The organism is Wolbachia endosymbiont of Laodelphax striatellus, from assembly GCF_007115015.1.
Classification (GTDB): Bacteria; Pseudomonadota; Alphaproteobacteria; order Rickettsiales; family Anaplasmataceae; genus Wolbachia.
This window is the reverse complement of record NZ_MUIX01000001.1, coordinates 1,269,357-1,291,845: the sequence shown is the minus strand read 5'-3', so window position 1 is coordinate 1,291,845 and position 22,489 is coordinate 1,269,357. Positions and strand designations below refer to the sequence as shown.

Below are 22,489 nucleotides of genomic sequence, written 5' to 3'. Positions count from 1 at the left end.
TTTTATGCTAAAACAGACATGACTTGAATAGCAGCAGGTAAATATAAGAAATTTATCTAACGCTAGAAAAGCTAGTTTTGTGAGGTAAGTATGAAGTTTAGCAAAGAAAAGAGAGAATCTTTTAGTAAGTTTTTTAAAGAAGTATCAAGTAAAAACATTAATAAAAGAAATGAAGAAGGAGAGACGATATTACATCAAGCAGTAGAAATCTCCGATTACAAAACAGTGAGGTTATTAATAAAAAGAGGAGCAGAGGTTAATGCAAGAGATAAAAATGGTTATACACCTCTGCACTGTGCAGTATTCGCAAAAAGCTTAGAAAATGTAAAAGTGCTGCTAAGGGAAGGAGCAGAAGTAAATGCCACTCAATATGTCACTGGATGTACGCCACTCCACTCTGCGTGTAAAATGGGAGGAGCAGGAGTTGAAATAATAAAAGAGCTGGTAAAGGCAGGGGCTGAGGTTAATCAACTGAATAAATATGGCGCAACACCAATGTATTACATCTGGGAAAGTGAAAAGTATTGTTCATGGAATAGCGAAGAGAATGAAAAGGCGAGTAAGTTTCTGAGAGAACAAGGAGGAATAACAAAAAGTAGAGAACTGACGTGTTATGGAATAGAGGGGCTAGTGGGAGAAATAGCAGACATGTTGAATGGAAGCTACATGCCGGAGCTAAAAATAATAGAGATAGGAGAAATAAGGAAGAAAGATAAGTCACTAATAAAGGAAGAATGTAAAAATTTAGCAAGCGAGATAATGAGCCAAGTAAACGAAATGATAGATGAGGTGGTGAGAAGGAAAGCTTAAAAAAAAGGTCAAAGAAAAGGTGAGGTAAATTATGTTAAAGTTTGGCAAATTTAATAAGTCAGCAAAAGAATTATTAGAGAACTCATATGAAAATATTTATGAAAGAGACAAGAAGGAAAGAACAGCTCTGCATTATGCAATAAACGCAAAAACAGTGAGGTTATTAGTTGAAAAAGGAGTGAATGTAAATGCAGCAGATGTAGGAGGATATACAGCACTGCACCTAGCGGTAACGGAGAAACGTCTAGAAATCGTGAGAGAATTGATAAAATCAGGAGCAGAAGTAAATGCTGAGGAATATGGAAATAAATGCATACCTCTACACCTTGCGTGTATGGTAGGTGAAAAAGAAATAGTCGAGGAGCTAGTGAAAGCTGGAGGAGAAATAGAGCAAGAGGATGAATGTGGGATGACAGCAATAGATTATGCGAAAAATAGTAAAGAAGTAACTGAAGTATTGAAGAAAGAAACAGAGAAAATGGAAAGTTTGTTAAAAAAATAAGAGTCGTATCAGAAAGCGCAACAGCAGTTGGCAAAGGAAGGGCTAGACCAAATTTGAAGGCTGTAGCTGATAAAAGCTGGTCTTTTTCATAAGAGTAAATGGATTGATGGAAAAAAGGAGTGGTAAGGCTCCTTGCACTACAAAAACATTTGCAGGAGAAACTATGAGAAAAAGAACATTAACTTGCCGATACGAGCCAGATGAATTAGCGGAACAACATCTAGCAGACGCCTATGAGCTGTTATTAAGGTATGCGGTAAAAAAAAACAATGAAAAGGAGATAAAGAAAAATGATAACAGTGGCCTTATATGCAAGAGTTTCATCGAAGAGTCAAGCGCAGAACAATACAATAGAGAGTCAAATTGCCGAGCTCAAGCATAGAATTGCTGCAGATAAGCATGAGTTATTGAATGAGTATGAATTTAAGGATGATGGGCTTAGTGGGTGGAGTTTAGAACGTGAAGGTTTAGATGCATTACGTGATAAAGTAGGAGAAGATCAAATTGATAAAATTTATATTCATTCACCTGACCGACTATCAAGAAAATCTGCACATCAAATGATATTACTTGATGAATTTGAAAAAGCAGGAGTAGAAGTAATATTCTTAAATCATAAGACTGAAAATAATCCAGAGTCTAAATTGTTATTAGGAATGCAAGGATTAGTGGCAGAATATGAGTGTACAAAGATTATGGAACGTAGTCGTAGGGGAAAACTCCATAGAGCAAAAAAAGGCTGTGTAAGTGTAATTGGCATTGCACCTTTTGGTTATAATCGTATAAAGCATGTAGATAGAGAAAAGACAAAGTTTGAAATAAATGAAGAGGAAGCAAAAATAGTAAAGCAGATGTTCATGTGGGTAGGGCAAGAGAGAATAAGTATAAGGGAAGTGGTACGTAGACTAAGAGATAAGTCAATTAGAACAAGAACTGGAAAGAAGGTGTGGTGTCCAATAATAATTTGGAAGTTATTAAGAAATCCAGCATATAAAGGACAAGCAGCGTTTGGTAAATTAAAGAGGGTTGAAAGAAGAGAAAGAAATAAACAAAAGGTTTCTATCTGTCGCACAGATGAGGACAGCTGGATTTATATACCAGTACCAAAAATAGTTGATGAAGGGTTATTTAATAAAGTACAAAAGCAACTGGATGAAAATAGAAAAAGAGCAAGGATACAGAGAGAGGGAGGAAAAAAGAAATATCTATTACAAGGTCTAGTTGTGTGTCAAAACTGTGGATATGCGTATAGTGGTGCACAATGTGGAGTTGAGGGAAAGAAGTTTAGCTATTATCGCTGTAGTAGTACTATACGTATTACTGATGGTAGGGAGAAGTGTACTAATAAATTGGTCCGTACAGATATGTTAGAAACAGCTATATGGGAAAAGGTGAAAAATTTACTAAAAAACCCAGAGATAATAAAAAATGAGTATCACCGTAGAATTGCAGAAAATAAAAATGGGAGAGTAGACCGGCGGAACTTCCCCACCAGTCTCTCGCAAAACTGCACGTAAACCTCTCGGTTTATACAGCTTCCATTATTTAGCCTTTTGACCCTAACCCAAGCGTCCAATGATGGAAAATATTTGGAGACCTCTTTCTCACTTTTCCTAGAAATTGCCTTGCTAGTCTTCCGTGTTTTCGAAGTCTCTTATATTTTGTCCTGGCCCATTTTATTAGGTATCTCTCTATATTCCTGAGAGATGGATACATCTCTGATTTATAAAACCTGCCATAGTACTGAAACCAGCCTCTGACTATTGGATCTATCTTCTTCGATATCTCCTCCAGTGTTGTATATACAATCCGGTGTATTCTCCACGACCTTATCGTTTTAGTAATCTTTTTCTTGGCTTTATTGCTAATTGCCGGTAAAAATGAGACTGTTAGCTTATTGTTCTTTGCTAGTCTAGGTCTAAACGTATATCCTAGAAAATCAAAACTTTGAGCTGAAAACTCACCTTTCCTACTATCATCCTTACAGTACACAATTTGCGTCTTTTCAGGATGCAACCTTAGCTTAAATTGTGCCAGTCTTTCCTTAATTACTATTCGCATAAAATCTGCCTGCTTCTTAGTTTTGCAGTGCACTATCACATCATCTACATACCTCTCAAATGGTATTGTTGGGTGTTTTTGTCTCATCCACTCATCAAATGCATGATGCATAAATATGTTTGAAATGATTGGGCTAACTGAACCTCCTTGCGGAACTCCCTTATCCCTAACTACCTTACTGCCATCTGCAAGTTGTATAGGGGATTTCATCCACCTTTCAACGTATAGTATGACCCATTTACAGTCTGTATACTTTTTGATAGCTTGCAATGCTAACTCGTGGTCCAAATTGTCGAAAAATCCTGATATGTCAAGATCTATCGTCCAGTCATACCACCAGCATCTTTTTCGTGCCGTTTCTACCGCATCCAGTGCAGATTTGTTTGGTCTATAACCATATGAATCTTTATGAAAATACGGTTCTACTAACGGTTCAAGATACATTGTAACGGCTGTTTGCGCTATCCTATCAAATACTGAAGGAATGCCTAAAATTCTTTGTCCTCCTTCAGTACCTTTTGGTATTGCAACAGTCTTTACAGACTCCGGAAAATAACTTCCGGATGACATTCGATTCCATAATTTATACAGATTATCTTTTAGATTCTCTTGAAACTTTGTTATCGAAATATCATCTACACCAGCAGCTCCTTTATTTTTCGATACTTGTTTATAAGCTCTCCAAATAAGTTGCTTTGGTATATCAAAAGACTTTGTTTTATTCATTAACTCCTCCCTTTCGGTTGATAAATAATTAAAACTAAATAATCCAGCCCCTTCGCTCCATTTCCATTACAGAAATTTCCTTACTACTACGAGCTGGTCCGCCCCTGTTTTCCGCATCGGTACTTTCATCCTCAGAGATCAGCTCCTTGAACTTTTCCCTTATCATCGAAATGACAGGTTCCCGTAGTTCCACACAATAGCCTAAAACAGCTTCATGCCATCTCTATGCCGGATGCCATCTATCCAGTAAACAAGCTCCCGATAGATTCTTCCCAGGTCAACTCATAGTCCCTGGTTTTGACATCTTCAAATCCTTTCGACACTTTCTCAATGGTTCACTTACGTTCATCTCTCTGTTTCACACATGACGCATAATTGCGCCTTTTCCATAACGCTCACTACCTTGGCTCTTTACCAAAGCAGCTTATGGTTGTTTGAAGCCTGCTCTTGTAAACCGGCTCCGAGGGGCCCACCCTCATCTATTGCGTAGCTTTTGTTTCTACGGCACACATGAATCATCAGATAAGAAGTTTGCAAGAAGGGAAAATCAAATAAAACAAGGCATCGAAAAGTTAATGGAAGACTATTATAGTCAAGAAAATGTAGGAGATAAAGGATATATAAGTAAGGAAGAATTTAAACAGACGATGAAAAGAATGAGGGAACGCTTAAGAGGGATAGAAGAAGAGAAGAAAAAGGTAGCTGATCAAAAAGCAATAGAGAAGGGAATGAACCTTATCATCAACAGTATAAAGAGTCTTTATTCCAGTGTAAAATCTAATTTGGAACAGCTAGATTGGCAAACTAAGCGTGGCATCATTAAAGCATTAGTAGAACGAATTCAAATTGGTTATGACCAGGTAGAAGTGGCGTTTAGAATCGAAGAACCAGCACAGGGTGGAGAGATTTTTAATTTGCAACATTGTACTGGACGTCATAATAACGGCACTTGCTGAGTGCATTAAGTAATTTTATGCGCAGTGGAATGATAAAAAGCGTTTTCACAAACACATTTTACTACATAATCAGCGCTAATATTAAAATGCTTATAAAGAGCTTCATAAGGTGCTGATTCTCCAAAATTTTTCATGCCAATAAATATACCGTTTGAACCTATATATCTATGCCAACCTATTTCACTTCCAGCTTCAATTGCAACTTTAATACTGTCATTATTTAATATTACCCCTTTATATTCATCACTTTGCTCGTCAAAAAGCCTCCAACACGGCATAGAAATGACCCTTGTTCCTACACCTTTTTCCTGTAATTTTTCTCTTGCCTCAACTGCAATTTCAACTTCAGATCCGGTAGCAAATATCGTCACTTCTAGCTTCCCTGAATATTCGCATAGTATATATGCACCAAATTTTGATAGGTTGGCCAATTTTTCAGCACCAGAGTTCATATAATTGATATTTTGCCTTGAAAGTGCAAACAATGATGGAGATTCTTTCTTTTCCAATGCAATGCTAATGCACTCCAAAGTTTCAATTGCATCTGCTGGCCTAAAAACATACAGATTTGGTATAGCTCTCAGAGAAGCTAAATGCTCTATTGGCTGGTGAGTTGGACCATCCTCACCTACTCCAATTGAGTCATGAGTCATTACATATATAACCTGCTGTTTCATCAAAGCTGAAAGACGTATAGCAGGTCGGCAATAATCGGAAAATACTAAAAAAGTTCCACCATAAGGAATAATTCCACCATGAAGAGCCATACCATTCATACAAGCTGCCATAGCGTGCTCTCTCACTCCATAGTGGACATAAGAACCATCATAATTATTACTATCTATTGCCTGCATGTGCTTATATTTAGTACAATTTGAACCGGTAAGATCAGCAGAGCCACCAATTAGTTCTGGCATAGACTTAGTCAATAGTTCCATTACTTTGCCGAAAGAAGATCGAGTAGCTTCGTTTGGCATGAGCTCACATATTTGTTTCTTCAGGTTAGCCAAATCACTCTCGATGTTATTCGGCAAACGTTTCTCAAGTCTTCTTTGTAGTTCTTCATTGATCAAGGATGTATAGTTTTGCTTTGCCCTCTTAACTGTTTCTATCCAAGCGTTTCTCACATCTTCTGGTACATGAAATGGTTCATAGTTCCAATTTAATTTTTCTCTCATCTGTTTTACATCTTCCTCTGTAAAGGCACCACTATGAGCAGAAGATGTGCCAGCACGGCTCGAAAATTTTCCGATAATAGTTTTGCAACAGATTAGTGTAGGTTTATCAGACTTTTGCGCCTGCTCTATTGCAAGGGATATAGCATCAAAGTCATGCCCATCGATTTTGTCAACATTCCATCCATACGCTGAAAAACGCTTTTCTACATCATCAGAGCAAGAGAGGCTAGTAGAGCCGTCTATAGAGATGTCATTGTCGTCAAAAAGTGCTATCAGCTTATTTAATTTAAGATGCCCAGCAAGCGACGCCGCTTCATGGCTTATACCTTCCATAAGACAACCATCTCCTAGCATTACGTAAGTGTAGTGACTGATTTCAAACTGCTTTTCAAGAATCGATTCAGCAAGTGCCATGCCAACAGCAGTGGCAAATCCCTGACCAAGCGGGCCTGTTGTTGCTTCTATACCAGAAGTCAAGCCAAATTCTGGGTGACCTGGAGTTTTTGATGTAAGTTGCCTGAAGTTTTTTAGTTCATCTATACCAATGTAGCCTGTCAGATATAATATAGAGTATTGCAGCATCGAACCGTGACCATTTGATAGGACGAAACGATCTCTACTGATCCATTTAGAATTATCAGGGTTATGGTTTAGATATTTAGCAAATAATACAGTGGCAACATCTGCCATGCCAAGTGGCATACCTGGGTGTCCAGAATTTGCTTTTTGTACCGCATCAATTGATAAAAAGCGGACAGCATTTGCCATGGATTTTAGTAGTAGATGATTCATGTATTAATAGGAAAACTTAAAAGTGAAGTATACTATATCATAGTGGCAAAAACAAGTTGACACTTAATGTTAAAATCATTAATAATTTATAGTTAGATTGTGAGAATTTTTGTATGACAACTGTTATCAATAGAAAGTATAGAATCAGTCGCAGGCTTGGTGTAAACTTATGGGGTAGAGCAAAAGATTCGGTCAATAAAAGAAAATACCCTCCAGGTCAGCATGGTATTCTTGGATTTAAGAAGTTATCTGATTTTGGTAAGCAGTTTGCTGCACATAAGAAATTTAAGTTCTACTATGCAATTTCAAGTAAGCAGCTTAGACGTACATTCTTAGATGCCTACAAAAGAAAAGGTTATACGGCTGATAATTTTATTGGTGCCTTAGAATCAAGGTTAAGTTCTGTTTTATATCACTCTGGTTTTGTGCCAACAATTTACTCGGCAAAACAGCTTATATCTCATAAACATGTTACAGTTAATGATAAGGTGGTTAACATATCAAGTTATAGAGTGAAGCCTGGTGATATAGTAAAAATAAGGGAAAGAGCAGCAAAAATTCCTATATTAATAGAGGCTGAACAAAAACAAGAACGTAAGGCTCCAGATTATTTAGAGGCAGACAGCAAAGCACTTTCAGTGAAGTATTTGAGAGCGCCTCAATATTCCGAAGTCCCCTATTCAGCAGACATGGAAGTCAATTTAGTAGTAGAATTTTACTCTAGATAAACAACATAAGGCCCGTGTGGCGGAATCGGTAGACGCAGCGGACTTAAAATCCGTGGGTTTTGCGACCTTGGGAGTTCAAGTCTCCCCATGGGCACCAGTTTAATTTATTAAAAAAGTATGAAATGGCTTGATATAGAAGATATTGGAGAAGCTCTAGAAGAGAAATTTCCAAATGAAGATATAATTAGTATTAGATTCACTGAACTTAAAAGAAAAGTCTTGGATTTAGAAGAGTTTGATGATGATGAAAAGTATTGTAATGAAAAAATATTAGAGGCCATTCAAGCAGCTTGGATTGCAGAAAGATCTTAAAAAACAGATAGCTATAAGAAAATTACTGCATACAGTAAAAAGATAATCTTCTTGGAAATACTATACTTTACTCGAATTTTAATTAGCTTCATAATAATTTAACAAATTAAAATTAAAAATGATTACAAGGTAGGAAACACAAAATTCTGGCAAATGCTAGATATACAAATACTGCTTTTTATGTGTGAGGCCGAGGATTATGAAAACAATAAGTTAGTGTCCCCCTTCGGGGATTGTCTCGCCTTGAGGCGAAGACAAGGTTATAATAGTCGCGTATGCGACGTTATGGGTATAATGCACACTCTAAGTACGATATGAAAGTACACTTGGTATGGATTCCCAAATATCGCAAAAGGGTGCTAATAGGCCAAATTGGTGTTAGAGTTAGGGAGCTGCTAAGGCAGGTTACTATGGAAAATGAGATCCAAATTATCTCAGGCAAAGTTGCAGTAGATCATATTCATATGTTTATATCATATAAACCACAGCAAAGTGTTAGTAAAATTGTACAACTTTTGAAAGGAACAAGTTCAAGGTTGCTGATGCAAGATTTTGCAAGTCTAAGAAAGCACGTTTTGGGGCAGGCACCTTTGGGCACGTGGATATTTAGCCGTAAGTTCTGGTACAATCACAGACGAGGTTATACAAGAGTACATATCTACCCAGGAAGGCGAGCCACTTCATGACAATGATCAATTTCAAATTGATTGTAAATTTAACCCTTCACCTTGTAGGTGATGGTTGTTGTAGTTTTTTGTATAAGAAAGTTGTAATATAATTTAATTTTAAGCACTGGAAAGATGTTTAAATATAGCGGGCCAAAGAAATTAAAATCTATAATAGAAAACTATGCATTAAAATGCATGAAAAATAAGATCAGCAAAAATGAAATACGTCTTATTTTAAACTGGAAAAGTATAGTTGGAGAGGAATTAGCAGAATGTACAAAACCACAAAAGATCTCATACGCACAAAACGTAAATTCTGGTGTTCTGCATCTGTTAGTAACAAATGGCAGTAAAGCATTAGAAATGCAGCATATGGTTTCTCTTGTAATAGAAAAAATTACAGTGTTTTTTGGCTATAAAGCAGTATACGGTATAAAAATCAAGCAAGGGAGTTGACTATTTAACTATATAAGGTTAACCTAGTTACATAGGATAAATTGGTATATTGAAGTGAGTAGAATTTGTGAGTTAACAAATAGAAAAAAGTCTTTTGGTAATAAGGTATCGCATTCAAATCGTAAAACAAAGCGTACCTTTCTCTTAAATTTACATAAAGTTACATTGACGAGTAATATATTAGACAAAAAGTTTAGCTTTCGTATAGCGACAAGAACTTTAAGAACTATAGATTACAAAGGTGATCTTGATGCTTTCTTGCTCAACACAAAAACAATTAAACTAAGTAAAGAAGCGCAAAAGATAAAAAGAAGATTAAAGAAAGTTTTAGCAAAACAAGAGGTAGAGCTAGCTGTTTCAAATGCATAGTAAGCCTACATGGCTCAGAGCAAAAGCTCCAGCTGGTAAAATATTCAATGAAACCTTAAACACTGTTAAGCTACATAACTTACATACAGTATGCGAAGAAGCTGCGTGTCCAAATATTGGTGAATGTTGGAATAAACGTCATGCTACTGTGATGATTCTGGGTTCTGTTTGTACTCGTGCTTGTGCGTTTTGCAACGTTGCAACTGGCATTCCTGATAAGCTCGATCCTCATGAACCAGAAAATTTAGCAAAAGCAATAAAAAAGTTAAATTTAAAGCACGTTGTCATTACCTCTGTTGACCGTGACGATTTACCAGATGGTGGTGCAAATCAGTTTATAAGGTGTATAGAAGAAATTAGAAAGATAACTTCGGAAACAACAATAGAGATCCTCACTCCTGATTTTGTAAATAAGAAAGGAGCGTTTGAAGCAATAGCTATTGCATCACCTGATGTTTATAACCACAACATCGAAACAGTACCAAGGCTGTATGCAAAAATAAGACCAAGAGCTCGTTATTTTCATTCACTATATTTGCTAAAGATGGTGAAACAGATTAATTCTAAACTTTTCACGAAGTCAGGGCTTATGGTTGGTCTTGGAGAAACAAAAGAAGAAATCTTTCAGGTTATGGATGATTTACGTAGCGCCGAAGTTGATTTCATTACAATTGGTCAATATCTGCAACCAACTCCAAAGCATGCAAAAATTGATAGATATGTTACTCCAGAAGAGTTTGAGCATTATAAATATATTGCTTATTCTAAAGGCTTCTTGGTAGTTGCATCAAGTCCATTAACCCGTTCATCATATCACGCTGAAGAAGATTTTAACAGGCTCAAGGCTTGTAGTTAATATCTTAATTTTTTCAGAGCACAGTTTAATATAGTAATTAATATCTTGACTTTATTTAGAATATAATTTAATATAGGTATTGATGAAGCGAAAAAGTTATGGGTGGTTCTAACGAAAAAGTTGACTACACTGAGTTATCAAAATCTTCTATTTCTGACAAAATAAAGCCAAAAAAAAAGGTCACATTTTGTCAGCAAGTCCAAGTTAAAGAAATTCCACTTGAAGGAAAAAAAGGAAAGTGTAAACGACACAAAGAAAAGAAACAGAGCAAAAAAAAGAATTGGACTCGAGGGCAGTACTCAGCACCTCCACCATATTTTCTGTTAATACGAGAGCAAGTACAGAAAACACAATTATGGGAAAGAGGTGCAGCAATTATTGTTCCACCAGTAATTGGGCTGCTAGGAGGTTTAATAACTTTAATACTCATAACAGAAGAAATAAGGTCACCATTTTTAATTGCAGCTTTAGCTGCTACAGTAATTACAGCAGCAATATATGAACTTGAGTATTTACTTAAACCTGAATTGCTAGAAAAGCCTGGTAAAACTTTAAAGGATTTAGTAACAGATTCTTTTGTAAAGGAAGAAAAAAACTCAAGAACTGTATCACAATAAATCAGAAAAGCTTAGTGAGTTGCCCTAGGCTTGACTTTTTACTAGCTGATCACAAAAAGTATGAATTTTACAGCACCTAAACCAGCTGTTTAAGATCTTATATAAGCAATTGACAGCTACTGAGATGCCAGTTAAAATATTTACATAGTATATTAACAGAGGGTAAGGTGGATTTTAGCGAATATGTACATAATCAAGCTTTAACAATATCAGATATAAATACTAAGATTAATGTAAAAGAGCTAGCAAACTTTCTACAGAGTAAAAAAGACATTAAAGAGCTTAATTTAATAAATGTAGAGGTTGATTCTAAAGATATAAAAGAGTTAGGTAAACTTACACATCTTACTTCGCTTACTCTAAGGAACAATAAACTTGGTTTTGAAGGTGCAGGGTATATAGGTCAAGGCAATCTACCAAACCTTACTTTACTTGAAATAAGTAATAACAACATTGGAGACAGAGGTTTTGCATTTTTGATTGGCAGCAAACGTCTCCCAAATCTTACTTTATTAAATGTAGAAAACAACAACATTGTTGGAGTGTGGCGCCACCACTATGGAGGAGATATAGCACTCAAAAATCTCACCTCACTTTATGTAGAAGGTAACGGTAAAAAATTCTTAAATGATAAAGAAGTTATCCTTGATAGTATAAAAAAAAGCTCAATAAACGAAGCGCCTGGACACTCTAGAGTAAAAGATGGTGAAGGTGCTACAAAAAAATTAGTAGCTAAAAGAAAAAAAGCGATACAAGCTGCCAATAGTCAGTCAGATCCTAGTAGTAGGTTAAGTATAGAACTTTCCAAACAAGATGGGCTGCGTGAAATAGTACTTGACACTGAAACTACAGGTCTTGATGTCAATAGCCATCGAATTATCGAAATAGGGTGTGTAGAACTCAACAACCATCACCTACAAGGTGAAGGGTGGTTAATTCAATCATTTGAATGATCATTGTCATGAAGTGGCTCGCCTTCCTCGGGTAGATATGTACTCTTGTATAACCTCGTCTGTGATTGTACCAGAACTTACGGCTAAATATCCACGTGCCCAAAGGTGCCTGCCCAAAAGTGCTTTCTTAGACTTGCAAAATCTTGCATCAGCAACCTTGAACTTGTTCCTTTCAAAAGTTGTACAATTTTACTAACACTTTGCTGTGGTTTATATGATATAAACATATGAATATGATCTACTGCAACTTTGCCTGAGATAATTTGGATCTCATTTTCCATAGTAACCTGCCTTAGCAGCTCCCTAACTCTAACACCAATTTGGCCTATTAGCACCCTTTTGCGATATTTGGGAATCCATACCAAGTGTACTTTCATATCGTACTTAGAGTGTGCATTATACCCATAACGTCGCATACGCGACTATTATAACTTGTCCTTCGCCTCAAGGCGAGACAATCCCCGAAGGGGGACACTAATTAATCATATTCCAACAGGCAAAGTATTCCATCGATACATCAACCCAGAAAGGAGCATAGACAAAGGTGCATTTAAAGTTCACGGTATCAGCGAAGAATTTCTAAAGGATAAGCCACTATTTTCAGAGATTGCATCTGAATTTCTTAATTTTATATCTAGCGATACTTTGGTAATTCGCAATGCTGGATTTGACATTAAATTTTTGAACATGGAACTTGGTAAACTGAATGCCAAATTAATCTCTTCAGACAGAGTGTTAGATACATTACCGCTTGCAAGAAAGAAATTTGGACCACCGGCTTCTTTAAGTGCATTGTGTGAGCGTTTTGGTATATCACTAGAGAGTAGGGAGCTGCATGGAGCGCTAATTGATGCTGAGTTGCTAGCAAAAGTATATGTTGAGCGATTACAAACTCCTTTGGATCGATGTCAGCATGCAGTACGTAACTTATCTCTTAGAGGACACTTGCCAAGTAATGAAGAAGTTAGTGAGCAGTTAAACGTATCTGTTCATGAGGGAGTAGTAGATAGAAGATTGTAAAAACGCCTTTTGCTTTCAGTAGCGAAATTATTCTCTCAATGAATATGTTTTCTAGCTTTAAAAATGCGAATCTCAATATCTTATCTTGAATTACTTAACTGTTGGTTCAAGCTTAAATTCTTATCATGGGATGTATTTGCATCTTTTAATACTGTAAGTGGTTTATCTAGGCTATGTTCCACTTTTGTCTCAAAATTACATCCTAAATTCTCACAAAATTCTTGAAAACGTTCAGTAACAATATCAAAAAAATTTCTACCACTTGCTTTATGATTTTTCAGCTCTTTCGGAATAGTAATAAGCACTTTACCATCTTCATATGTTACATTTCGACCCTTACATTTTAGTTTAAATTCTACTGAACTGCAAAAACCTGGTGTTTTAATATCATTAACAAGATCACTGCTGCACACCTTTATACAATCCATGCTAAAATTAAATTTTAGACAATTGGAGTCACGGCAATCCATACTATAAGTTATTGTTATGCTAGAATCTAACACAAGCAAGCCAAATGGAGAAAGAGCCTTTAATATATGAAGAAACAGAAAATGATTATACCCTTCTTGATGATAGTTAGTTATCAATTCTTCCATGATAGAGTCACTCGGAACTTCTGCACCAGCATATTCAAATATTTTTATGAAAATTTGCTTAAGAAATGGACTATAGTTCTTTCTTCCATTCTCATCTTCTAAAATGAGATCTTTATGTTTTGAATATAGCTTCTCAATAAGCTCATTAGGCACTTCTTTCTCATTAATAGTAAGGTTGTGTGATCTACCAAGGTCAATATATGTGTTGTAACCAGAGTTTATGCTACTCCAACCACCTGATTTCATTGGTATAGATTTTAAATCAGAATACTTGAGCTTTTTTACTTCAGATTTCAATGCGTTAACTATTTTTTTTGACATATCACAATCTTATATTATATACGTATTACGTACTTTTCATCATAAGTAAAGGTTTTCTGTAAAACTTGATTTACTTTTTATTATACCCACCTTATTAAAAAAAGCAGAGATTTCAATATCTTATTTTAAATTCTTCAAGTTTAGATTCTTATCTTGGGATGTATTTATATTACTTAATACTCCAAGTGGCTTATCCAGATTATGCTCAAATTTTTCCTCAAAAAAGTGAAATCCAAATTTTTCGCAAAATTTCTGAAAATACTCAATAATAACGTCAAACAAATTCTTATTATTTGCTTTGTAGTTTTTCAGCTCCTTAGGAATAGTAAGAGACACCCTACCTTCTTCATACTTCACATTTTCACCTTCACATTTTAGTTTAAACTCCACTGAGTTTTGTAAATCACATACTAAGATTTTATTATCGTTATATATGCCATCATTTACACTAAAACTGAACTTCAGACAATTTGGATCTTCACAACTTATATAGGTCCTTTCTCTGTAAGAAGGAATTAAATAGTGAAATGAATACATGCACAATCCAAAAAAACGAAGTGCTTGACTTTGAGAAGAAAAGAATTGCTTGTACCCAGACCTGTTATAATAAGTTATCAATTCTTCCATAATAGAGTCATTTGGAACTGCTGCACCGGCGTGTACAAATACTTCTGTGAAGATTTGCTTAAGAAATAGACGATAACTCCCTTTTTTGTCCTTATCTTCTGTAATGAGATTTTTATGTTTTAAATATAAATTTTTAATGAAATCATTAGTTATTACCTTCCCATTAATAACAAGGTCACAAACAAATTCATATTCACTATTGAAGTCCATATCCAAATCCTTATATGTTCTATAATCAGAACTTTCTGTAGACTTCAAATCAGCATATCCTCTCTCCTTCACCTTAGCTTTCAACTCATTAATCATTTTTTTTGACATATATACTATTAATAGCTCTTATACTATAATACACATATAATTATTAACCTTTTAATAATATAGACTATCAACTGTAACCTGAGTTACTTTCCGGTTTACACTTGATTACTCTAACGATAGATTTTCCAATTCCATCTGATCTACTTGTACTTTTTCTAACTCACTTTTTACCTGCTTATGGTATAAGTTTGCTCTTCTCGCCCAAGATAGGTCACTATCTATTATATAAACGTAATTGCCATTGTTCTCTTCGAAGTAAAACAGCTTCAGTTTACTTTCATCTTGACCAATTAATTCACTACGAATTACTTCTACAGTATAAAATTGACCCAAATTCATACTTACTTCACGATGTTGCATATACCTTAACACCCGTGGCTCATATAATTTTCTTATCTCACCATTTTTGAGATCACCTATTGTACACTCTATCTTCTTTAATCCGTATTTAATAACTCTCACTAATCTCTTCGTCTCATCATCCCACAGCTGTTCTTCTTCCAATCTTTTACATGTGGTAAAAAATTGTGATTCTTCTCTTTGCATAAACCGAGATAAACGTTCTACCAACTCATAGCACATTTTTTCTTGACTCAGTATTTCTCTTTTATATTGAGATAAAATATTAATCGCTATACGTGGACAACTTACTGCAATCAGGTCATTATTTAAATCCGTTTTAATAATTTTACCGGTCTCTTGACGAACATGTGCAGTAATTTGCCCTAATAAAATTCCCTCAGGAATTGTTATATCCTTCCCTATATGAGTATTAATGGCTTTTAAAGAATCAAAGTCTATATATATTGCACCTTTCTCTCCTGTCATTTTTTCTGAAAGAGCAAGAGCAATCAATCTAAAGGTATTTATTTCAACAGCAAAATACATCCTTTGCTCCTCTGACATATTATACATATTCTTAAAGAAATCCTTTATGCTAATGTCTTCACCATCTATCTTCCATCCTGTATCTATTTCGCTCCAGTCGTATTGGTGTAAATCTACAACATGCACTCCTTCCATTCCTTTCAGTTCACGCTTTAAATCATCTATTTGATTTTCTTTGAATCCAGGACCATTGATAACCAAATATATGTCCCTCTCCTCTTTATTTTTTAATTTATGATTTTTTATTATATCTAAGTAATTAAGGTCACTGTTTTTACCATCTGGTAAAGATGCACCATGTACTCTTGGCACCCATGTTAGTATTATTGGCGCTTCATTTGATAATTTTTTTACATTACCGGTCATTGTTTTACCTCACAACATTCACAGCATAATAAAACATTAGTAAAAAAATTCAACCAATTGCTTTCGTATTCTTTTAAAAGCAGCCAATTTTATTGGCATCCGTTCAGCAGAGTGAGTTAGACGAGAAAAGAAAACTATAGGGTCAATGCATGACACTAAAATCCAGAAAATTTAATTTCAAACCAGCACTTCCTTCCTTGTCATTCCAGCACGTAACCAATTCTTATTGCCTGCTCTGGACCCCAGTGTTAGCTACTTGAATGACAGTAAAGGGAGTCCTCATTCCCCTAAACAAATACTTTTATTGTGCTTTGCACTTTAAGCCATTGACGGCATATACATCTGGTTCATCTATCACCTGCAGTGGCTTGCCAAGGTTGTACTCTATGTTTATATTACGCTCAGAATTGTACTCTATTTTTGTATCAAACTTAAAGCCCAATTTCTCACAGAGCTTTTTTAAATATTCAACAAGCTTATTAATAATATCAGTAAGCTTATCAAGCAGACTGTCATCACCAGCTTTGTAAGCTTCTAACTCTTTAGGAATTGTAAGCAACACTTTACCATCTTCATATGTCACATTTTCATTCTGACATTTCAGTTTAAATTCTACTGAACTGGATAAATCACACGTTACCTCATTATACATGTCAATGTCGCACATATTTGTATATTTCATACTGAAATTAAGTTTTAGACAATCGGGTTGGTAACAACTCATATATTGCTTGTTTGTTGAGCCGCCACCCATTGTGCACAATTTTAACGAATTAAGTATTTGATTCATAATAAAAGCAGCGGGAAAAGTATATCCACCTTGATAATAATTATCTATCAACTCTTCAATAATAGATGAATTGGGAACCGTTGCATCAGCATGCATAAACATCTCTCTAAAAACTTCTTTAAGAAGTAGACGATAATCCTTTTTTCCGTTTTCATCTTGCAGAATTAGATTTTTGTGTTTTGAGTACAAATCTATGATAAACTTTTGATTGATCGATTTACCATTAATAGTAATGTCCATTCTATTAAGATCCGTATATGTTCCCTCACCAGAAATTACTTCATCCTTAGTTTTAGCTTTGAAATCAGCATATTTGAACTTTTTTATTTCAGATTTCAATGTATTAACTACTTTTTTTGACATATTATATTACACGTTATTTATATTAATGTTAGCAAATACTCTATTAATTGTCAATTATTTAGAATCTTTGTTTCCGTCATAAGTTAAAGTTTACAGCCTCTGCTTTAAAGAACTTTCTATTCTTGAAATAGAAAGTTCTTTAATCAATGCTATATAAGTGATAGCTCTCCCATTGCTACCCTGTCTACTTCTGCTCCTTCCAGCTTATTATCTACTCGTTCACGGTATAGATCTTTTCCCTTCATCCAGGATAGGTCGCTCTCTTGCTTAAAAACATAATTACCATTGTTCCCTCCAAAAGTAAATAACTTATATCTGCTAACTTCTTCACCAATCAGTCCTTTAGTAACTACCTTTTGAATGTGTACGTGACCTAAGTTAAAACCTGTTGAAGAACAACCAAGATATGATGAATTAAGATATTGAAAATTTTGTGGTTGCGTATCATACAACGCTACTATTCCTCTATTTTCAAGATCATTTACGTATCTGTTTACCCCTTCTTTGGTTGTTTTTTTTGTCTCTCCCTCAATTATTTCTATTTGTTCCTCTGCAATTTCTTTCTTTTCTCTCAGCTTCGCAAACTCTTTATCCAATAGTTCATCTATTAACAATGGTAAACGTTGTTTTATATCACGGCACATTTCTTTTTGACTTAATATTTTATCTTTATACTCAGATAAAATACCAACTGCTACGCTTGTATCACTTATTGCAATTAGATCATTATTTAAGGCTATTTGAATAATTCTTCCACTATTCGGGTCAGGTATTACCAAGACAGCCCCTAACAATATTCCCTCAGGGATTGTTATATCCTTCCCTATATGAGTGTCAATGGCTTTTAAAGAATCAAAGTCTATATATATTCCACCCTCATGTTCCGTAAACTGCTTTAAGAGTGACAGAGCAATCAATCTAAAGGTATCTATTTCAACGGCAAAATACATCCTTTGCTCCTCTGACATATTATACATATTCTTAAAGAAATCCTTTATGCTAATATCTTCACCATCTATCTTCCATCCTTGATCTATTTCGCTCCAGTCATACTGATGCAAGTCTATAACATGTACTCCTTCAAATTCTTTCAGTTTACATTTTAAATCATCTATTTGATTTTCTTTGAATCCAGGACCGTTGACTGACCTTACCCAGAAAAAGTAGACAGAAAGTTAAGACGTTTTTGAAGTAAAATAAAACGTTTTTTCAAAGAGGTGTGGTATGACAAAAAGAAAAGAATATACAGCAGAATTCAAAATTGAAGCTATAAGACTAGTAAAAGAAACAGGTCAATCATCAGCAAAAATAGCAAGAGATTTGGGTATTAGCGGTAAGCAGATGGGTAAAAACATACAATGATAGAATGTCTGGAGTAGATGCGTTTCCAGGAAAGGGGAAAGTAGCTCATTGTGACAAAGAAAAGTTTGATTTAAAGAAAGAGCTGGCAAGAGTAACGAGGGAAAGAGACATTTTAAAAAAAGCCCTGGGATATTTTGCAAACCAAAAAGAGTAAAATATTCTTTTATAAAAGAACATGAAAACTGCTATAAAATACGGGAATTATGCAGATTTTTGAACGTATCTGCTTGTGGTTATTATAAATGGATTACTAAGGAAAAAAACAACAAAAAATCAATAAGAGAAGAGCTCATACAAGATATTCAGAAGGTATATCGATCATCACAATGCAGATACGGAGCTCCTAAAATTCACGCTGAATTAAAGGCTTTAGGTAAAAATTATAACATCAAAACAGTGCAAAATATTATGCAGAAAAATGGCATTCAAGCTAAGCTTAGACGAAAGTTTAAAAGTAAAAAACCACAAATAGACAATAGAGTTATAACTCCTAACATATTAAATCAGAATTTCATCGCTGATCAACCTAACAAGATATGGGTAACTGATATTACGTACATAAAAACTAATGAAGGATGGTTATATTTGGCAGCAATAATAGATTTATATTCACGCATGGTGATTGGGTGGTCAATGAGTAATGCAGTAAATAGGCAATTAGTTATAGATGCGTTATTCATGGCTATTGGTAGGCGCAAATCTCCTAAAAATCTACTATTTCATAGCGATCAAGGATCGCAATACACCTCTAAAAATTATCAATTTTTACTAAGTACAAAAAATATTACTTCTAGTATGAGTCACAAAGGTTGTTGTTATGATAATGCTGTTTCAGAGAGCTTTTTTAGTTCACTTAAGAGAGAGTTACTCATTGATACTTCACAACACTCTGCACAACAAGCTAAAACCGCAATATTTGAATATATAGAAATTTTTTATAATAAACAGCGTAGACATTCTACTATTAACTATTGCATTCCTGAGCTTTTTGATTCATCATTCTCATAGCAAAAACGTCTTAACTTTCTGTCTACTTTTTCTGGGTAAGGTCAGATAGATGCTATGATAAGAAATTCAATAACTTAAAGTAGGTAGTTAAAGCCTCTAATTAAGATCTAAATCTATAGTTATTATAAGCAACACTAAAGAAGTGCGGAAGCAAAAATTTACGAAAGAGCGTTATGTATACGTATGCTTTGTAGACCTACATTTTGCCACCCTTCTGTTAAGCTTTGCCTCCCTTCCATTACGTCTTGTCGCTCTTTTATTTCTTTTATTTCGTTATCGAATTTTGACATTAGATATTTAGCATAACCAGATGTTAATGCTGTTGATGCAGATACAGCTATTGCTACCATAACAGACGTTAATGTAATTTCCATTGTCTCGGTTATAAAAAGCGTCGATGTTACAAAATTCCCTAACATGGCAACTAAGCCACCAACAACTACACTACCTTGAACTACTTTATTTTTTAAAAACCCTTTTATACTCTCTACCGTATCTTCTTGGTGATTTATAATGGCATAATACAAAGGAGTTTTCTGCAAACTATCTTTTTCATAAACATCTGCACCTCTGTCTAGTAGAGCATCTACTATCTCTAAATAGCCATTTTTAGCAGCATAATGCAAAGGAGTACTACCATTTCCATCTTTTACATGAACACTTGCGCCTTCAGCTAATAGAGCATCTACTACCTCTACATGCTTACTTAAAGTAGCATAATGCAAAGGAGTACTACCACTTCTGTCTTTTACATTAATATCTGCACCTGTTTTTAGTAGAACATTTACTACATCTATGAATTTATATATAGTAGCATAATGCAAAGGAGTACTACCACTTCTGTCTTTTACATTAACATCCGCACCTCTCTTTAGTAGAGCATTTACTGCACCTACACATCTACTATAAACGGCATGATGCAAAGCAGTCTCTCTATTTTCATCTTCTACATGAACATCCGCATGCCTATCTAATAAAACATTCACTAAATCCTTACAGCCAGCTGCTGCAGCTACAATTAATAATGTAAATTCGGCATCAGGATCACTTTGGATGAATGTATGATTTATACTAAAATTTTTATTTTCCCACTCTTGATACGCTATTGTATCTTCCCTTCGCAATACCTCTTTTATTTTATTAATTACGTTATCTTTATTTACACTTTCATCTTTATCAATTGCACTTAATATTTTTTTCAGATTTTCAAAATTCATCTTTACCTCCTATAACTTTACGATGCAGTTACTACACAATTACAAACAAAAGTAAACACATTTTTAGGAATTATTTAGAAAAAGAAACCATTGAAAAAGTCAGTGATTTACAATAAATAACTGATACATTTAATTGGAAGAAATATGTGATGTAACTATAGTCATTATAAACAACAATAGAAAAAACACGGAAGTAAAAAATTTATATTGATCTTATCATATTTATTATTAGCATAATTATAAACATGGGAAAGCAAATACAAGTCAACTTATCTAAAAAAAATAGTGAGAGGGTCTTATCTGGCGCAAAATGGATGGCCAACCTTAGTGAAAATTATTTTGCATCATTGAATAATAACAGCATTAAACCAGCCAGCTCTATAAGAAAACTAATAGAGGCTTTTTTACTTGTTCCAACTATTACATCCAGTGCTATTACACTAGCATGTACCTATTTTTTTCTGAATGCAGTGAGTATTCACAAATATGATTGCAGCTTTGAATAAGGGAAAAATTATGGCGCCTATGATTTTTGAAGGCCATTGCGATACAGACGTTTTTAATAGCTAGTTCAAGCTTTTTGCTGGGTGATTTTGGATAATGCAACTTTTCATAAAAATAAGTGAATTTGTGAAAAGTGTCAGTGCTGAAGTTATATATCTGCCTCCATATTCTCCTGATTTTAATCAAACCATTGGTTTGTTATAAAAAATTGAGCCAGAAAGAATATCCAGCTATTCGAACTATTAGAAAAAGAGCTATAATTATAGACTCCGTATACACTATAACTAGACTTTTTTTTAAGAGGAATGATACAGAAGTTAGTACTAAGACACTAAACAGTTTTCAAAAATGAAAATTATACCTTAAAGCTGATTTTCATACAGTTCTTGCAAGCGATAGCACTCTCACTTCTCTTGCACCAGAGTTTAAAATTTCCTGAGAGCAAGACCTTGCGGTTGCGCCAGTTGTTACTACATCATCAACCAATATCACGATTTTGTTTTTGATAATTTCGCTGTTACTTACTTTAAAAGTATTTTTCAAATTTTTTTCACGCTGTTTAAGTGAAAGACCAGCTTGAGGTTTGGTGTGACGAATACGTTTTATTGCAAATGGTGTATAAGATAAATTAGATAACTTACTTAATTCCTTCGCGAGCAATGCTGCTTGATTATATTTACGTTTAAATAAGCGTATTTTATGTAGCGGTATGGGAACTATGACCTCTGCATTTTGAAACATGTCTTTGTTAGCTTTGTACATCCACTTTGCATAGACTTTCACATAATTTAAATTATCAAAAAATTTAAAATTTATAATCATATTTTTGCTATGTTCATCATAAGCAAAAACTGATCTTAATACTTTAAATGGTGAAGGGTTACTGATGCATTTACCACATGTATCAATGTTATCTGGAATTACTACACCACAAACATTACAGTAATGCTTAGTTAAAAAATTGATTTTTTTATTGCATTCACTACATAAATCATAACTTTTATCAATTATACGTTCACAACTTACGCATACGTTTGGAAATATGAGATCTGTAGCTTTTTTTAATAAGAGAAGATTCATGAATTAAATATGTTAGGTATACCTTTTAAAATGCTCCTCATAACC

General features: G+C 34.5%; 23 protein-coding genes, 1 tRNA gene and 6 pseudogenes. 19 read left to right on the top strand and 11 right to left on the bottom strand.

Annotated features, from left to right (window positions below):
* The first annotated feature begins 90 nt into the window (after positions 1-90).
* The 4 genes from BVG17_RS06310 to BVG17_RS06295 all read left to right on the top strand — a co-directional run bounded on the left by BVG17_RS06310 (position 91) and on the right by BVG17_RS06295 (position 2,829).
* Positions 91-810, top strand: coding sequence for an ankyrin repeat domain-containing protein (locus BVG17_RS06310; protein ID WP_143688865.1), 720 nt, complete (start codon positions 91-93; stop codon positions 808-810).
* 31 nt (positions 811-841) lie between these two features.
* Entirely contained in the window at positions 842-1,312 is a 471-nt protein-coding gene (locus BVG17_RS06305; protein ID WP_143688864.1) for an ankyrin repeat domain-containing protein, read from the top strand.
* 163 nt (positions 1,313-1,475) lie between these two features.
* The gene (locus BVG17_RS06300; protein WP_241654189.1) at positions 1,476-1,694 is read left to right on the top strand and encodes a hypothetical protein; all 219 of its coding nucleotides are present in this window, start codon (positions 1,476-1,478) and stop codon (positions 1,692-1,694) included.
* The gene (locus BVG17_RS06295; RefSeq protein WP_241654188.1) at positions 1,603-2,829 is read left to right on the top strand and encodes a recombinase family protein; all 1,227 of its coding nucleotides are present in this window, start codon (positions 1,603-1,605) and stop codon (positions 2,827-2,829) included. Before BVG17_RS06300 ends, BVG17_RS06295 begins: the two co-directional genes overlap by 92 nt.
* A 28-nt stretch (positions 2,830-2,857) precedes the next feature.
* On the opposite strand, the gene ltrA is transcribed toward BVG17_RS06295, so the two are convergent.
* Both ltrA and BVG17_RS10005 read right to left on the bottom strand, forming a co-directional pair.
* Positions 2,858-4,099, bottom strand: a complete 1,242-nt coding sequence (gene ltrA / locus BVG17_RS06290) for a group II intron reverse transcriptase/maturase (RefSeq protein WP_143688863.1) — start codon at positions 4,097-4,099, stop codon at positions 2,858-2,860.
* Positions 4,100-4,133: 34 nt separating this feature from the next.
* Positions 4,134-4,265, bottom strand: coding sequence for a hypothetical protein (locus BVG17_RS10005; protein ID WP_255447030.1), 132 nt, complete (start codon positions 4,263-4,265; stop codon positions 4,134-4,136).
* 316 nt (positions 4,266-4,581) lie between these two features.
* Here BVG17_RS10005 and BVG17_RS06285 point away from each other — a divergent pair, with 316 nt between their 5' ends.
* Positions 4,582-5,055, top strand: a complete 474-nt coding sequence (locus BVG17_RS06285) for a hypothetical protein (RefSeq protein ID WP_241654187.1) — start codon at positions 4,582-4,584, stop codon at positions 5,053-5,055.
* Between the two features lie 5 nt (positions 5,056-5,060).
* On the opposite strand, the gene tkt is transcribed toward BVG17_RS06285, so the two are convergent.
* Positions 5,061-7,025, bottom strand: coding sequence for a transketolase (gene tkt / locus BVG17_RS06280; protein WP_063631221.1), 1,965 nt, complete (start codon positions 7,023-7,025; stop codon positions 5,061-5,063).
* Positions 7,026-7,138: 113 nt separating this feature from the next.
* Between tkt and rpsD the strand changes: the two genes are divergently transcribed.
* The 10 genes and pseudogenes from rpsD to BVG17_RS06235 all read left to right on the top strand — a co-directional run.
* On the top strand, positions 7,139-7,753 hold the full coding sequence (gene rpsD / locus BVG17_RS06275) for a 30S ribosomal protein S4 (RefSeq protein WP_006012690.1): 615 nt from the start codon (positions 7,139-7,141) through the stop codon (positions 7,751-7,753).
* A 10-nt stretch (positions 7,754-7,763) separates the two neighbouring features.
* Positions 7,764-7,850: transfer RNA gene (locus BVG17_RS06270), tRNA-Leu, on the top strand.
* A gap of 20 nt (positions 7,851-7,870) precedes the next feature.
* On the top strand, positions 7,871-8,065 hold the full coding sequence (gene iscX / locus BVG17_RS06265; RefSeq protein WP_006012689.1) for a Fe-S cluster assembly protein IscX: 195 nt from the start codon (positions 7,871-7,873) through the stop codon (positions 8,063-8,065).
* Positions 8,066-8,340: 275 nt separating this feature from the next.
* Positions 8,341-8,803: pseudogene (gene tnpA, locus BVG17_RS10505) on the top strand (IS200/IS605 family transposase).
* 62 nt (positions 8,804-8,865) lie between these two features.
* Complete coding sequence (locus BVG17_RS06255; RefSeq protein ID WP_006012687.1) at positions 8,866-9,189, top strand: DUF721 domain-containing protein; 324 nt, start codon at positions 8,866-8,868, stop codon at positions 9,187-9,189.
* Between the two features lie 54 nt (positions 9,190-9,243).
* The gene (rpmB, locus tag BVG17_RS06250; protein ID WP_006012685.1) at positions 9,244-9,558 is read left to right on the top strand and encodes a 50S ribosomal protein L28; all 315 of its coding nucleotides are present in this window, start codon (positions 9,244-9,246) and stop codon (positions 9,556-9,558) included.
* Positions 9,551-10,414: a lipoyl synthase gene (gene lipA, locus BVG17_RS06245; protein ID WP_006012683.1), complete on the top strand. Its 864-nt coding sequence runs from the start codon at positions 9,551-9,553 to the stop codon at positions 10,412-10,414. The genes rpmB and lipA overlap by 8 nt, the downstream gene beginning before the upstream one ends.
* A gap of 98 nt (positions 10,415-10,512) precedes the next feature.
* On the top strand, positions 10,513-11,031 hold the full coding sequence (locus BVG17_RS06240) for a hypothetical protein (protein ID WP_006012681.1): 519 nt from the start codon (positions 10,513-10,515) through the stop codon (positions 11,029-11,031).
* A 167-nt stretch (positions 11,032-11,198) separates the two neighbouring features.
* Positions 11,199-11,498: pseudogene (locus tag BVG17_RS10375) on the top strand (DNA polymerase III subunit epsilon); the annotation flags it as partial.
* A gap of 351 nt (positions 11,499-11,849) precedes the next feature.
* Positions 11,850-11,939, top strand: a pseudogene (locus tag BVG17_RS06235) (exonuclease domain-containing protein); the annotation flags it as partial.
* Between the two features lie 29 nt (positions 11,940-11,968).
* On the opposite strand, the pseudogene tnpA (BVG17_RS06230) reads toward BVG17_RS06235, so the two are convergent.
* Positions 11,969-12,400 (bottom strand): annotated as a pseudogene (tnpA, locus tag BVG17_RS06230) (IS200/IS605 family transposase).
* A gap of 16 nt (positions 12,401-12,416) precedes the next feature.
* On the opposite strand from tnpA (BVG17_RS06230), the gene BVG17_RS06225 reads away from it, so the two are divergent.
* The gene (locus BVG17_RS06225; protein ID WP_241654185.1) at positions 12,417-13,004 is read left to right on the top strand and encodes an exonuclease domain-containing protein; all 588 of its coding nucleotides are present in this window, start codon (positions 12,417-12,419) and stop codon (positions 13,002-13,004) included.
* Positions 13,005-13,084: 80 nt separating this feature from the next.
* Here the strand turns inward: BVG17_RS06225 and BVG17_RS06220 are convergent, their stop codons facing one another.
* From BVG17_RS06220 to BVG17_RS06200, 5 genes are all read right to left on the bottom strand, one after another.
* Positions 13,085-13,921 (bottom strand): hypothetical protein, encoded by an 837-nt coding sequence (locus BVG17_RS06220; protein WP_063631218.1) that lies wholly within the window; start codon positions 13,919-13,921, stop codon positions 13,085-13,087.
* A 120-nt stretch (positions 13,922-14,041) separates the two neighbouring features.
* Positions 14,042-14,866 (bottom strand): hypothetical protein, encoded by an 825-nt coding sequence (locus tag BVG17_RS06215; RefSeq protein ID WP_063631217.1) that lies wholly within the window; start codon positions 14,864-14,866, stop codon positions 14,042-14,044.
* Positions 14,867-14,971: 105 nt separating this feature from the next.
* Positions 14,972-16,120 (bottom strand): hypothetical protein, encoded by a 1,149-nt coding sequence (locus tag BVG17_RS06210; RefSeq protein ID WP_063631216.1) that lies wholly within the window; start codon positions 16,118-16,120, stop codon positions 14,972-14,974.
* A gap of 301 nt (positions 16,121-16,421) precedes the next feature.
* Positions 16,422-17,273, bottom strand: coding sequence for a hypothetical protein (locus BVG17_RS06205; RefSeq protein WP_063631215.1), 852 nt, complete (start codon positions 17,271-17,273; stop codon positions 16,422-16,424).
* 149 nt (positions 17,274-17,422) lie between these two features.
* A complete protein-coding gene (locus BVG17_RS06200; protein WP_063631214.1) occupies positions 17,423-18,334 on the bottom strand; it encodes a hypothetical protein in 912 nt (303 codons plus the stop codon).
* Positions 18,335-18,497: 163 nt separating this feature from the next.
* On the opposite strand from BVG17_RS06200, the pseudogene BVG17_RS06190 reads away from it, so the two are divergent.
* Positions 18,498-19,643: pseudogene (locus BVG17_RS06190) on the top strand (IS3 family transposase).
* A 158-nt stretch (positions 19,644-19,801) separates the two neighbouring features.
* Here the strand turns inward: BVG17_RS06190 and BVG17_RS06185 are convergent.
* A complete protein-coding gene (locus BVG17_RS06185) occupies positions 19,802-20,860 on the bottom strand; it encodes an ankyrin repeat domain-containing protein (RefSeq protein WP_063631211.1) in 1,059 nt (352 codons plus the stop codon).
* Positions 20,861-21,105: 245 nt separating this feature from the next.
* On the opposite strand from BVG17_RS06185, the gene BVG17_RS09225 reads away from it, so the two are divergent.
* A complete protein-coding gene (locus BVG17_RS09225) occupies positions 21,106-21,366 on the top strand; it encodes a hypothetical protein (RefSeq protein ID WP_241654184.1) in 261 nt (86 codons plus the stop codon).
* Positions 21,344-21,573 (top strand): annotated as a pseudogene (locus tag BVG17_RS09665) (transposase); the annotation flags it as partial. The gene BVG17_RS09225 and the pseudogene BVG17_RS09665, both read left to right, overlap by 23 nt.
* A gap of 166 nt (positions 21,574-21,739) precedes the next feature.
* Here the strand turns inward: BVG17_RS09665 and BVG17_RS06175 are convergent.
* The gene (locus tag BVG17_RS06175; protein WP_010405036.1) at positions 21,740-22,444 is read right to left on the bottom strand and encodes a ComF family protein; all 705 of its coding nucleotides are present in this window, start codon (positions 22,442-22,444) and stop codon (positions 21,740-21,742) included.
* Positions 22,445-22,489: the final 45 nt, after the last annotated feature.

Coding starts and splice junctions, on each gene's coding strand:
- BVG17_RS06310 (WP_143688865.1), top strand. CDS start 91: ATGAAGTTTAGCAAAGAAAAGAGAGAATCTTTTAGTAAGTTTTTTAAA.
- BVG17_RS06220 (WP_063631218.1), bottom strand. CDS start 13,921: ATGTCAAAAAAAATAGTTAACGCATTGAAATCTGAAGTAAAAAAGCTC.
- BVG17_RS06215 (WP_063631217.1), bottom strand. CDS start 14,866: ATGTCAAAAAAAATGATTAATGAGTTGAAAGCTAAGGTGAAGGAGAGA.
- BVG17_RS06175 (WP_010405036.1), bottom strand. CDS start 22,444: ATGAATCTTCTCTTATTAAAAAAAGCTACAGATCTCATATTTCCAAAC.
- BVG17_RS06205 (WP_063631215.1), bottom strand. CDS start 17,273: ATGTCAAAAAAAGTAGTTAATACATTGAAATCTGAAATAAAAAAGTTC.
- tkt (WP_063631221.1), bottom strand. CDS start 7,025: ATGAATCATCTACTACTAAAATCCATGGCAAATGCTGTCCGCTTTTTA.
- BVG17_RS06295 (WP_241654188.1), top strand. CDS start 1,603: ATGATAACAGTGGCCTTATATGCAAGAGTTTCATCGAAGAGTCAAGCG.
- BVG17_RS10005 (WP_255447030.1), bottom strand. CDS start 4,265: ATGATAAGGGAAAAGTTCAAGGAGCTGATCTCTGAGGATGAAAGTACC.
- BVG17_RS09225 (WP_241654184.1), top strand. CDS start 21,106: ATGGGAAAGCAAATACAAGTCAACTTATCTAAAAAAAATAGTGAGAGG.
- BVG17_RS06240 (WP_006012681.1), top strand. CDS start 10,513: ATGGGTGGTTCTAACGAAAAAGTTGACTACACTGAGTTATCAAAATCT.
- BVG17_RS06300 (WP_241654189.1), top strand. CDS start 1,476: ATGAGAAAAAGAACATTAACTTGCCGATACGAGCCAGATGAATTAGCG.
- lipA (WP_006012683.1), top strand. CDS start 9,551: ATGCATAGTAAGCCTACATGGCTCAGAGCAAAAGCTCCAGCTGGTAAA.
- BVG17_RS06185 (WP_063631211.1), bottom strand. CDS start 20,860: ATGAATTTTGAAAATCTGAAAAAAATATTAAGTGCAATTGATAAAGAT.
- BVG17_RS06305 (WP_143688864.1), top strand. CDS start 842: ATGTTAAAGTTTGGCAAATTTAATAAGTCAGCAAAAGAATTATTAGAG.
- ltrA (WP_143688863.1), bottom strand. CDS start 4,099: ATGAATAAAACAAAGTCTTTTGATATACCAAAGCAACTTATTTGGAGA.
- BVG17_RS06255 (WP_006012687.1), top strand. CDS start 8,866: ATGTTTAAATATAGCGGGCCAAAGAAATTAAAATCTATAATAGAAAAC.
- iscX (WP_006012689.1), top strand. CDS start 7,871: ATGAAATGGCTTGATATAGAAGATATTGGAGAAGCTCTAGAAGAGAAA.
- rpsD (WP_006012690.1), top strand. CDS start 7,139: ATGACAACTGTTATCAATAGAAAGTATAGAATCAGTCGCAGGCTTGGT.
- BVG17_RS06210 (WP_063631216.1), bottom strand. CDS start 16,120: ATGACCGGTAATGTAAAAAAATTATCAAATGAAGCGCCAATAATACTA.